The organism is Marinomonas sp. TI.3.20 (genome assembly GCF_038155025.1).
Lineage (GTDB): Bacteria > Pseudomonadota > Gammaproteobacteria > Pseudomonadales > Marinomonadaceae > Marinomonas > Marinomonas flavescens.
Genome location: NZ_JBAKAS010000010.1, coordinates 135985 through 148407, shown reverse-complemented (window position 1 = coordinate 148407; position 12423 = coordinate 135985). Strand labels below are relative to the sequence as shown.

Genomic DNA, 12423 nt, shown 5'->3' with positions numbered 1-12423 from the left:
CTTGACGATCATAGAGACGTTGAACCACCTGATCCCATCCCGAACTCAGAAGTGAAAAGCGTCATCGCCGATGGTAGTGTGGGGGATCCCATGTGAGAGTAGGTCGTCGTCAAGCTTATAATTAAGAGAAGCCCCATCCTGCTACGCAGGGTGGGGTTTTTTCGTTCCAGTGCATCATAACCTCACACCCGTGTGGGGCTCTTATGAAGGAACGCATGTGAGAGTAGGTCGTCGTCAAGCTTATAATTAAGAAAGCCCTGATAGCTAACGCTGTCAGGGCTTTTTTTTTGTCTGAAATAAGTCGGGAAAAACACAGAAGGGGGGCCTAACCCTCCTACGAAAAGTCGCCTCTTAGTCTTGTAGTAAAAGTCGTTTCTTGTTCTTCCATTTGCTTGCGCCTGTCTCGTACCTCGACGCGTCAGCTCAAATGTAAAACAAGAACCTCTCACACCAGTCTTGTTGTAACCACTGTATTCGCCAATATTAAAATAGTACGTTGCGGATATAAAAAAGTTCTGCATGTCTGTATTATTTATTGTGACAGTATCCGAAATATTGCTCGTATTGTCTAAAAAACAATCATCATATTGCGAGTTTATACTGGTAGGTTAATAAAAAGGCTATTAGCCTCAATGAGGCCTATGCGTTGAAGTCAGCTATTTACCCTAGAGTAATACTGTCAACGGAAGCGCCAATCATCTGACATCAATACTAGATGACCATCCTATATTAAAGCTGATTAAAAAGTCCTTTGATGGACACACTGTATTCGACCTGATTAGCATATTTTCTTTGCCACTATATAAAGACTTCGAAGATAGCGAGGTAGATATGAGGCTAAAGGAAATTGAATCTGATGTGCTAGATAATTCAAAAGTATCTCATCCCAAAATGGCGTATCTTATAGATCAATGGGGGCTATTTAAGTCGCAAAATAACTAAAACTGCCAGTCCTGAAGCGTTATCTACTTTATCTTAACTGTTCTTATTTTCCTATATGAGTATTGATGCTAAGAGTTTTTTCATTATTAAAAAATTAGAACAACCAGAACAGCTAAGACTATGGAGTAAAAATGAGAGTTTCAAAACCAAAAGGTATTGGCTTATTCACTTATTTTATGTGACTTTAGCTATAGCTATTACTTCCACTAGCATTTATTTAGTTTTGAGTATAATCGGTACATAACAAGCTCAAATATCGTTCGGACCAAAAAAGGGCCATCCACTGGACGTTCTAACGTGCATTATTGAGCAAAGCATTAGCGTTAAGGAGTTATTCTAATGTTATTAGTAGAAAATGGAAAAACGCTGGCTGAACCATATAACGCATCTTTGGGATTTTGGTTACCACCAGATACTTCTTACGGAAATCTTCAATTGAAGTATATGAAAATCATATGGCGCCTTGATGAAGCAAATAGGAGGATTTCCGACAGCTGGGAGTTCTGGGAGGCTTGTTCAAAGGGAAGTATGTTTCCTTTTGGAGCGTTAGAGCGTCATGTTTTTTCAAATGAAGAAACTATTTATATGCTTCGTAAAGCAGGCGATGAGCTTGTGTCAATGATCTGGCTGCTTGCAAAATATGAAGATGATGGGCAGTATCCAAAGAAAATTAAAGTGGATTGTTTGGGAGCGGTAGTTTCGCAAAGCGAAGAGGATCGACTTTCGGTATTTTCTAACCATATCGAATTAATGCAGGTACTTAACGATATAGCTAATGCATTTAAGCACTCATTCATAAATTCCGACCATACTCTTCTTGGTTTAGCAGAGCCAAGGATTCATGCACTAGGACTTGCATATAATAAACTTAGTTCTAAAACTGTGTTCTACGATATATCAGTTGATGAGTTAGTAAAAAAATATAACGAATTTTATGAATCCTGTGTGAAGTGGCTTTCCGAGTACTCTGAGAAGCATCGCTAAAGTGACCAATTTTCTGCAGCTACGTAACTCCAAACCGGCGTGTAACTTGGACACTAGCTTAACAAGTTGACACTGATACAGAATTAAAATGGAATATCGCCTATGTTTATAGGCTTGGCCTTGCTATCTTGGGGAGCAGAATCAGTGTGTGGTATTTCAGTTCGTTGTTATGCATTGCTTTATGGGCGCTGATTTAAATAAAATCAGCGCATCAAATTTGCAGTCCTTAGTTAGGTCCTCTATTCACATGTCGTTCAATATTTGTCTTTAGATTTGTGGTTGGTCGAACAGGGTTTTGTCTGGACTAGCCAAGTTTAAACGGTGAAAGTAGGATATAGTCTTCCATAAAAAAAGACGCTTTCGCGTCTTTTTCATTTTAATAAAACTATCCACATTGAGCTAAAATCTACTCAATATTTTTTAGCTGTTAATAACTTAGGCACTTATCCACTTCATTTGCAGCGCCGAGTATGACGGCGACACGTTGGTGGATGGCGGTTGGTTGGATGTCCAGAATACGGTCTGTATGGGTATGGGCTTTACCACCGGCTTGTTCTAGTAGCATGGCCATTGGGTTGGCTTCGTACATGAGGCGAAGTTTGCCTGGTTTGCTTGGATCTTTTTTATCCCATGGGTAAATAAAGATACCGCCACGACATAGAATACGATGCACGTCGCCGACCATAGCAGCAACCCAACGCATGTTGAAGTCCTTGTTTCTGTTGCCTTCTTTGCCTTTTATTAGGTCATTGACGTAGTTTTGCATGTGCTCTGACCAGAAACGTTGGTTTGACATGTTAATGGCAAATTCTTGAGTTTCTGGTTGGATGGTTACACCTTCTTCGGTGAGCAAGAAGGTGTTGGTTTTCGGGTCTAGGGTAAACATGTTTACGCCATTGCCTGTGGTCAATACCAACATGCTGGAAGGACCGTAGAGTACATAGCCAGCGGCTACTTGTTCTTTACCTGGGATCAAAAAGTCTTGTTCCGTGGCTGGGTTATCCCCAGTTTGGCGGTAAATGGAAAAGATGGTGCCAACCATGGCGTTGATGTCGATGTTAGAAGAGCCATCCAGCGGGTCAAAGGCGATTAGGTATTCGCCATTGGTGTTTGCTGGCACAATGTCCTCTTCTTCTTCTGAGGCGATAGCACGCACTTCAGGGCACGCTCGTAAGGCGTCTTTAAGCATGTCGTTGGAAATAACATCGAGTTTCTTTTGTTCTTCACCTTGGACATTCTCATTTCCAGCCATGCCTAAAATACCAGCAAGTGAACCTTGTTTCAGTACGTCAGAAATAGCAACGCAGGTATCTGTCGTTTGGATCAGTACCGTTTGGAGCGAGTCTGCAACGGAGCTGGATGCTAACACTTGAGAAAGGTTTTGCATGGTCTGAAATATCCTTGTTTTTAGAGGTTATGGAAATTATGCCACCCTAGGGGGAGAGTGTCAGCTGAGTCTGTTAAATGCTGTGAAATAAATAGGGAATAATCGACTTTTCGGATAATCTACGCAAAACGAGCTTAGGAAAATGTTATGTCGGATTTTATTATTCACCACTTAGAATTAAATGGTCAGGGTGGCGCTACGGCGTTGGATCATCATGAGCTACCAACGCAGGTGCCGAAAGAAGGTAGTCGTTGGGTGCATATTGATTTTAGCAAAGGCGATGCAAGGGGCTGGCTTTCTGATATGGAAGATATCCCTGAGGCAGTGGTTGATGCTTTGTTTGCGGACGAAACTCGTCCACGCTCGACAAAAATTGGCCAAGGTGTATTGGTTACTTTACGGGGAGTGAATTTAAACCCCGGTTCTAATCCTTCTGATATGGTGTCGTTGCGCTTGTGGGTTACGCCGCATTTTATTATTTCTAGCCGTCGTCGACGTTTGTTGTCTGTGCAAGACATAGTGCAAGATCTAACGAATAACGAAGGACCGATTAATACCGCAGATTTAATGGCGACGCTCACCCAAACCCTAACCAGTCGAATGGCGTCGGTGATCGATGATTTAGAAGATGAGTTAGCGGAGTTAGAAGAAAATCTGATTCAAAATAACGTGGAATCTGACCAACGTAGTACCTTGGTTCAGCGCCGTATCGAAACCGTTCGATTACGTCGTTTTCTGGTGCCGCAAAAAGAGGCGATACAGCGTTTGGCGGTGGAGTCTCAAACCTGGCTTACCAAAGAGCAAGTGGTGTTAATACAAGAGTCGGCAAACGACATTACCCGTTATGTGGAAGCACTAGAGTCGCTTCGTGAGCGTTGTTTGTTTATGCAGGAAGAGTTCGTTAACTTGCAGTCTGAGAAGATGAACGCGCGCATGTATGTGTTGTCGATTCTGTCAGGTATTTTCTTGCCATTAGGGTTTCTAACGGGTTTGTTCGGCATAAATATTGGCGGTATGCCGGGGACAGGAAGCGGCGCAGCTTTTTGGTTGTTCTGTGGTGCTTTGACGATTCTTGGCGTAGGGCAGTTTGTTATTATGCGAAAAAGTCGCTGGTTTTAAGCAGCGACTTTTCATTTACTCTTGCTGGTAATAAGCGTCGTATGGCGCTTATTTTTTCAGCGTTTTCACGCCTTCTTTTGTGGCAAGTAGCAACACATCGGCAGAACGTTTAGCGAACAGGCCATTGGTGACGACACCAACAATGCCATCGATACTTTTTTCTAGCGCGATGGGGTCTAGAATTTCAAGATTGTAGATATCTAAAATATGGTTGCCGTTATCGGTTACCACACCTTCACGGTAAACAGGGTCGCCACCAAGTTTGACCATTTCTCTGGCAACATGGCCACGAGCCATCGGGATAATTTCTACTGGCAATGGAAAATCGCCCAAGACGTTCACCAGTTTCGACTCGTCGGCAATACAGACGAATAATTCACTACAAGCCGCGACAATTTTTTCGCGAGTCAATGCTGCACCGCCACCTTTAATAAGGTGCAAGTGGTGATCGGACTCATCTGCGCCATCAACATACACACGAATTTCAGACACGCTGTTCAGCTCATAAACAGGAATCCCGTGACTTTTTAGGCGCTCAGCAGACGCTTCTGAGCTGGCAACGGTACCGTCGAAGATATGTTTATATTTGGCTAATGCATCGATAAACAGATTAGCGGTAGAGCCGGTACCAACGCCAACAATAGTATCGTCTTCTAGCATTGGTAGAATGTATTCAACAGCCGCTTGTGCAACCGCTTGTTTAAGTTCGTCTTGAGTCATGCTTCTAGCGCCTTTTTTTATGTTTTATGCAGGGCTATTTGGTGAAAACAGCCGCCTCTGAAGGGGGTCATATTATAAGCCTATTGATTAGGGAATGTTAGCCTGAAAAAAACAGACAATTTGTCGATTTGCTACGCTTTTAATTACCCGTAAAGGGGTATCTGTCTTTGCGCGAAACAAGGCGAAAGAGTATATTTCATGTTCCGTTTTTTTAGATGACTGATGTCTGTGATTCGATCTTCTTAATCGACACAGGCTTAGTAATTCGCTTAGGAAGCATTATGCCCCATACCATGATCAAAAAAATTCTACAGGCTCGCGTATATGACGTTGCCGTAGAAACACCACTGACTCGCGCCAATCAATTGTCTAGTCGATTAGGTAATGAGATTATTTTGAAGCGAGAAGATTTACAGCCTGTGTTCTCGTTCAAGATTCGTGGGGCATACAACAAGATTTGTCAGTTAACCGCAGAAGAGCGGGCTCGTGGCGTAATTGCTGCCTCCGCTGGTAACCATGCGCAAGGTTTGGCCTTGGCCGCGAAGAAGCTGGGTATTCAAGCGACCATAGTCATGCCTGCCACGACCCCAGAAGTGAAAGTGAATGCCGTGCGTAATCACGGTGCTGAAGTCGTATTGTTTGGTGATGCATTTGATGAAGCCTCTGAAAAATCGCGTGAAATCATGGAGCAGACAGGTCAAGTTTACGTTCATCCTTTTGATGACCTAGATACTATCGCCGGACAAGGCACCATTGGCATGGAAATTTTGCGCCAGCACGAAGGCGACATTGATGCGGTATTTATTCCGGTTGGCGGTGGCGGCCTGATTGCAGGTGTATCGGCTTATATTAAATACCTGCGTCCTGATATTAAAATTATCGGGGTGGAACCCAAAGACGCCGCTTGTCTGAAAGCTGCGTTAGAAAAAGGTGAGCCAACACGCTTGGCTACTGTGGGTATTTTTGCTGAAGGCGTTGCCGTGGCTGAAATCGGTAAAAACACGTTTGAGATTGCGAAAAACACCGTCGATGAAGTCATCACCGTGACCACAGATGAGATGTGTGCCGCGATCAAAGACATTTACGACGACACGCGCGCGATTACTGAACCAGCGGGAGCGTGTGCGCTTGCCGGTTTGAAAAAGTACATTGAACGAGAAGGGGCGAAAGGCCAGACGTTAATCGCCATTAATAGTGGTGCTAATGTTAATTTCGATCGCCTGCGCCATGTATCTGAACGTGCCGAACTGGGCGAAAAACGCGAAGCAATTATCGCGGTTAAAATCCCAGAAGCGCCGGGCAGTTTCAAAGATTTCTGCCAAGCGTTAGTCGGCCGTAATATTACCGAGTTTAATTACCGTTATGGTAGCGACCAACAAGCGGTGATTTACGTTGGTGTGGCATTGGGCGGCAGTCCTCATAGTCGTCAAGAGTTGTTGGAAGATCTTAAAGATTACGAGATTATCGATCTTACGGACGACGAAACGACTAAGGTGCATGTGCGTCATATGATTGGCGGCCATTTGCGCAGTGACAAGGGTGAACTCTTGTACAGTTTTGAGTTCCCAGAACGTCCTGGTGCCTTGTTGAAATTCTTAAATACCTTGGGCGGCCAATGGAATATTTCTATGTTCCATTACCGTAACCATGGCGACGCTTATGGACGTGTTTTAGTGGGTTTGCAAGCGGTGGGTGAAGAAACCGATGTGACGCATTATTTGGACGAACTTGGCTACCCTTACCAAGATGAAAACAACAATGAAGCGTGCAAGCTGTTCTTTCGCTAAAAACGGGAAAATCGGTTATCATTACCGGACTTTAATTTTCTGAATTCAGCCCTCTGTTTGTGAAAACGATCAGAGGGCTGTGTGATTCTGGCACTCGCTCTGAATGAGCGGATTGCCCTCTGTTTAAAAGGTCTTCTGTGAATATTCAAACCCTTCTGAATCAACGTATTCAAGCGGCAATGGTCGCAGCAGGTGCGCCTGATGGCTCACCAGCCCTTGTTCGTCAATCTGCCAAAGTGCAATTTGGTGACTACCAAGCCAATGGCATCATGGGCGTGGCAAAAGCGCTTAAAACCAATCCTCGTGCGCTAGCACAGGAGGTTCTTGAGAAACTAGATCTGTCTGATGTGGCGGAAAAAGTAGAAATCGCGGGACCGGGTTTTATCAATATCTTCTTGAAAGATATTTGGCTAGGCAAAGAGTTAGCCAAGCTACGCAGCAGCGATCACCTAGACATTGATACGGTAGCCTCTCCAGAATTGGTCGTGGTGGATTACTCTTCACCGAACCTTGCGAAAGAAATGCACGTAGGTCACCTTCGCTCGACGGTTATTGGTGATGCGGTTGTGCGTACGCTTGAGTTTTTAGGCCATACTGTTGTGCGTCAAAACCACGTTGGTGATTGGGGCACACAATTCGGTATGTTGTTGGCCTACATGGAACGTTTGCGTGCTGATAACACGGAAGTCAGCATGGCGCTGTCTGATCTTGAGACTTTTTATCGCGCTGCAAAAACCTGTTTCGATGACGATGAAGCGTTTGCTAAGCGCGCTCGTGAATTGGTTGTTGAGCTGCAATCGGGCAACGAAGAGTGCTTGGCATTGTGGGATGAGTTTATCAATATCTCATTAACGCACTGTGAAGAAACCTACAAGATGTTGGGTGTGTCTCTAGAGCGTCAGCATGTGATGCCAGAAAGCGCTTATAACGATGATTTGGCGAATGTGGTCAATGACCTACAAGAGCAAGGCTTGTTGAAAGAATCGAATGGCGCACAATGTGTGTTCATGGAGGAATTTGCCAACAAAGACGGCGAAATCACGCCTGTTATCGTACAAAAAACCGGTGGTGGTTTCTTATACGCGACGACGGATTTGGCGGCAGTACGTTTTCGTCAGCATACCTTGAATGCAGACCGTGTGTTGTACTTCGTTGATGCGCGTCAGTCATTGCACTTCCAGCAGATTTTTACTTTGTCGCGTAAAGCAGGCTTTGTAAAACCAGCGACACAATTGGAACACATGCCGTTTGGTACTGTGATGGGCAGCGACGGTAAACCGTTTAAAACCCGCTCTGGTGGCGTGGCGAAATTGTCGGCGTTGTTAGAAGAAGCGCAAGAACGAGCGTATCAATTAGTAGCTTCTAAAAACCCAGAGATGAGCGAAGAAGAGTTGCGTAACATTGGTCGTGTGGTGGGTATTTCTTCTGTGAAATACGCGGATTTATCGAAAAATCGTACCAGTGATTATGTGTTCAACTGGAACACCATGTTGAGCTTTGAAGGCAACACAGCGCCTTACTTGTTGTATGCTTACTCGCGTATTGCCAGCATAGTAAAACGCTCAGAAATCGACGTTACGAGCTTAACTGGTGACATTGCCGTAGTAGAAACGCAAGAGCGTGCACTGGCTGTGAAATTGTGTCAATTTGAAGAAGCGATTCAGCAAGTGGCCAACGATGGTATGCCGCATTTCTTATGTGCGTACTTATACGATTTGGCGGGTACCTTCATGACTTTCTACGAAGCGTGCCCAATTCTGAACGCCGAAGAAGACGTAAAAAACAGCCGTTTACAATTGGCATTGAATACCGCAGCGACCTTGAAGCAAGGTTTGGCGTTGTTGGGCATTGAAACATTAGAGCGCATGTAACGTTCGCGTGAACCTTGTTTTAATCCGTAAGTTGCTTGATCAGTAATTTGTTTGATCAGTAAAGAGTTTAATCCGTAAATGAAAGGCGCTCTCTTCTCAGGTTGGCGCCTTTTTTTATCATTAGCAAAATAGATAAGACGCGGTACCGGTCGCTTGGGACAATCAAATATTGTCACCCAGTACGTTATATGTGCTTGATGACTTTGTTGCTCCTACATTTAGATAATAAGGTAAGGAATATAAATGGCGTTTCTTTATGGGCTTTTGGTGTTGATTTGGTCTGCTGGGTTTATCACTGGCAAGCTTATAGTTGGCCAAATCGACCCGAATGTGTTTCTGAGTATTCGCTTTTTCTGTGCTGGATTATTGTTCCTGACGATCGCCTTGATACTGCGCCGACCTTTTCCTAAATTGAAAGAGTTACCGAAACATATTCTCGCCGGTATGCTGATGAATGGCTTTTATCTTGGCTTTGCCTATGTCGCGATTGCCAAAGGCTTACCAGCCGGAATGATGGCGCTGATAGGGGCGCTACAGCCGGCATTAGTGACGATACTGGCGTTTTTATTGATCAAAGAGAAAACGTCTTTTAGAGGGATTGTTGGCATACTCGTAGGTATGTTCGGTCTACTGATGGTGGTGAGCCCAGCATTGGAATTGAATATGAGTCATGGCGGTATTACGGGGCTTACTTTAGGGCTGGCTTGTGCGGCGATACTGGCACTTTCGCTGGGCGTGACTTATCAGAAAATGTCTATTTCCTCTTCTGATATTTTTAGTTCCATGGCGATTCAAAACCTAGCAGCCAGCGTCGTGTCCTGTGGCTTTATGTTGTTTCTAGGTGAGCACTTGTTTGTCATGGAATGGCAATCGTTTGCGTTGGTAGCGTGGGGTGTTGTGGTGCTGTCGGGTGGTGGTGTGTTCTTAATGGTGTGGCTGCTACGAAAAAGCAGAGCGTCTCAGGTATCGACGTTACTGCTACTTGCTCCACCATTGGCAGCGATAGGCAGTTATTTTATATTCGATGAAACCATGACGCTGATACAGCTTTCTGGTTTTGTTGTCACCATTGGTGGTGTCTATTTAAGTAGAAAGGCTTGAGTCGGAAGGCTTGCATTGAATTGAGATAGAACAACGCTTACGTTAAGTAAAACCTAAGCGTTTCATCGTCTGGTAGAGTGAATTCCCCAGAAATCAGTTTAAGAGTGTTTGCGCTCTATGATTCGTAGCTTGGCTTCAGCGCGATCCAGCGCGGTGCCGAGTCTTTCAATGTCGTCGACGAAGGTTTCAAACTCAATCTTACTAGGCAGTAATTGGCTGTTGGTTTGCAAGTGTTGAACCAACTGCAGCTGTAGGCTGGTAGCGGTTTCTTTGTGCCAAGACCATTGCTTACGCAATAAGCGTGCGAGAGCCGAGGCAGGTAGATCACCAATGTAGTCAGCGAGCAATCCTTCCCAATCTAACTCAAAGTTTTCCATCACTTTATGCAAGGTCATTAGCGCTTGAGCGTTGCCTTGAATACGTAAATCACCATCAAAGAATCCGTCGCCTTCTAGTAGCTTGCGATAAGCTGAACTTGGCCCTTGGACGAGTGTGTCTAAACGCGGATCAAGCTCGACTTCGTCAAGGCTTTCTGGACGATGCAGCATGACGCCGACTTCTAGAATATGAACTTGTAGAATCAAAGAGAAGTCTTCGACATAAAGAAAAACTTGCTGACCAGCCAATTTACTAAGACGTGCTTGCGAAGGATCATCTTGCTTAAGAGCAAGGTTAATGGCGTGTTCAATCGCGCTAATAGCAGACAGGCTAAGGGAGCTCATGTTAATTCCTAATGATATGAAGCGATGCTGGTTGAAAAGCTTAGGGGCTGAAAGTGTGTGCCTAAAGCTGATGCAGCTGAATGACAGAAGTGTCCCGCGTCTGGCCTTCTTTTTCAAGGCGGTCTAGGTACATTTTCCAGAGTTCGTCGTAGTTTGTGCCGAGGTTATACAGATATTCCCAGGTGAAAAGGCCGGTGTCATGACCATCGTTGAAGCTGATCTTGAGTGCATAATTACCCGCACCTTCAACATTTTGAATGGTGACGTCTTTTTTGCCGTATTGCAGGATCGGCATTTGCAAGCCATGGCCGCGCACTTCGGCGGAAGGAGAGTGAGTGCGGAGGTATTCCGCACTCAAACGAAAAGACTGATCATCGGCAAACTCCAGCTCCAATTCACGAGATTGCTTATGGTAATGAATCTTGGTTGGCGCTGGCATCATGATGTTCTGTCCTAATGGTAATGATTAAAGTATGTACTGGCTTAGGTCTTCGTTTTCGACGATGGCACCCAATTGCTCATCTACATAGGCAGCAGTGATGTCGACGGCTTGGCCATCTGGCATGTCGCTCGCGGAGTAAGATACTTCTTCTAGCAAGCGTTCCAATACCGTGTGCAGACGTCGAGCACCGATGTTTTCTGTACGCTCATTCACTTGGAAAGCAATCTCCGCGATACGGTGAATACCTTCTGTAGTGAAGTTGATGTTGATGTTTTCAGTCGACGCTAACGCAATGTACTGTTGTGTTAAGGACGCGCTTGGCTCAACCAAGATACGTTCGAAATCGTTCACAGTTAGTGCATCTAGTTCCACGCGAATAGGCAAGCGACCTTGCAGCTCAGGGATCAAGTCCGATGGCTTAGAAAGGTGGAAGGCACCAGAGGCGATAAACAAAATATGGTCGGTTTTGATCATGCCGTATTTGGTGCTTACCGTGCAGCCTTCAACCAAAGGCAGTAGGTCACGCTGAACACCTTCACGGGACACTTCGCCACCAGAGCGTTCAGAGCTTTTTGCCACCTTATCGATCTCGTCTAAGAAAACGATGCCGTTTTGCTCTACGGCTTCTACCGCACGGGCTTTTAGCTCATCTTCGTTAACCAGTTTCGATGCTTCTTCGTCACGCACTTGGCGTAGCGCTTCTTTGACTTTCAGCTTGCGCTTTTTAGTCTTTTGCGAGCCCATGCTAGAGAACATATTCTGCAACTGACTGGTCATTTCTTCCATGCCAGGTGGCGTCATAATCTCAACGCCCATAGGCGCGTCAGCAAGATCGATTTCAATCTCTTTGTCGTCTAAATTGCCTTCTCGAAGTTTCTTACGAAATGTCTGACGAGTGCTGTTGTCTTCAAGCTCTGGATCGCCACCACGAGCAGGCGGTAATAACACATCAAGAATACGGTCTTCAGCGGCGTCTTCTGCTTTATGGCGAAGCTTGCTTGTTTCTTGCTCGCGTAGCATCTTGACAGCCATCTCGACTAGGTCGCGAATGATGGATTCAACATCACGTCCTACGTAGCCGACTTCAGTAAATTTGGTTGCTTCTATCTTGATAAAAGGCGCGTTAGATAGCTTAGCTAAGCGACGGGCGATTTCTGTTTTACCGACACCGGTTGGCCCTATCATCAAGATGTTTTTCGGGGTGATCTCGGCGCGCATGTCTTCAGGAAGTTGCATACGACGCCAGCGGTTGCGTAGGGCGATGGCCACTGCGCGCTTGGCTTTTTGCTGGCCAATAATGTGATTGTCTAGTGCGTTAACCGTCTCTCTTGGGGTCATGCTGCTCATG

General features: G+C 45.1%; 10 protein-coding genes and 1 rRNA gene. 6 read left to right on the top strand and 5 right to left on the bottom strand.

Annotated elements, in window-relative coordinates; all coding sequences use genetic code 11:
• Together rrf and V6259_RS11830 are read left to right on the top strand one after the other, a co-directional pair.
• Positions 1-115, top strand: a 5S ribosomal RNA gene (gene rrf, locus V6259_RS11835).
• 1166 nt (positions 116-1281) lie between these two features.
• A complete protein-coding gene (locus V6259_RS11830) occupies positions 1282-1926 on the top strand; it encodes a hypothetical protein (protein ID WP_341584660.1) in 645 nt (214 codons plus the stop codon).
• Positions 1927-2353: 427 nt separating this feature from the next.
• Here the strand turns inward: V6259_RS11830 and V6259_RS11825 are convergent, their stop codons facing one another.
• Entirely contained in the window at positions 2354-3313 is a 960-nt protein-coding gene (locus tag V6259_RS11825) for a class 1 fructose-bisphosphatase (RefSeq protein ID WP_133012268.1), read from the bottom strand.
• Positions 3314-3460: 147 nt separating this feature from the next.
• Between V6259_RS11825 and V6259_RS11820 the strand changes: the two genes are divergently transcribed.
• The gene (locus tag V6259_RS11820; protein WP_341584659.1) at positions 3461-4432 is read left to right on the top strand and encodes a zinc transporter ZntB; all 972 of its coding nucleotides are present in this window, start codon (positions 3461-3463) and stop codon (positions 4430-4432) included.
• 48 nt (positions 4433-4480) lie between these two features.
• Here the strand turns inward: V6259_RS11820 and rpiA are convergent, their stop codons facing one another.
• Positions 4481-5152: a ribose-5-phosphate isomerase RpiA gene (gene rpiA, locus V6259_RS11815; RefSeq protein WP_133012270.1), complete on the bottom strand. Its 672-nt coding sequence runs from the start codon at positions 5150-5152 to the stop codon at positions 4481-4483.
• A 281-nt stretch (positions 5153-5433) separates the two neighbouring features.
• Between rpiA and ilvA the strand changes: the two genes are divergently transcribed.
• From ilvA to V6259_RS11800, 3 genes are all read left to right on the top strand, one after another.
• Entirely contained in the window at positions 5434-6939 is a 1506-nt protein-coding gene (gene ilvA, locus V6259_RS11810; protein WP_133012271.1) for a threonine ammonia-lyase, biosynthetic, read from the top strand.
• 137 nt (positions 6940-7076) lie between these two features.
• Positions 7077-8810: an arginine--tRNA ligase gene (gene argS, locus V6259_RS11805; RefSeq protein ID WP_133012272.1), complete on the top strand. Its 1734-nt coding sequence runs from the start codon at positions 7077-7079 to the stop codon at positions 8808-8810.
• A 243-nt stretch (positions 8811-9053) separates the two neighbouring features.
• The gene (locus V6259_RS11800; protein WP_341584658.1) at positions 9054-9911 is read left to right on the top strand and encodes a DMT family transporter; all 858 of its coding nucleotides are present in this window, start codon (positions 9054-9056) and stop codon (positions 9909-9911) included.
• A 98-nt stretch (positions 9912-10009) separates the two neighbouring features.
• On the opposite strand, the gene V6259_RS11795 is transcribed toward V6259_RS11800, so the two are convergent.
• From V6259_RS11795 to hslU, 3 genes are all read right to left on the bottom strand, one after another.
• Entirely contained in the window at positions 10010-10633 is a 624-nt protein-coding gene (locus V6259_RS11795; protein WP_133012274.1) for a ubiquinone biosynthesis accessory factor UbiJ, read from the bottom strand.
• 61 nt (positions 10634-10694) lie between these two features.
• Entirely contained in the window at positions 10695-11072 is a 378-nt protein-coding gene (locus tag V6259_RS11790; RefSeq protein WP_341584661.1) for a DUF971 domain-containing protein, read from the bottom strand.
• A gap of 27 nt (positions 11073-11099) precedes the next feature.
• Entirely contained in the window at positions 11100-12422 is a 1323-nt protein-coding gene (hslU, locus tag V6259_RS11785; protein WP_133012276.1) for an ATP-dependent protease ATPase subunit HslU, read from the bottom strand.
• Position 12423: the final 1 nt, after the last annotated feature.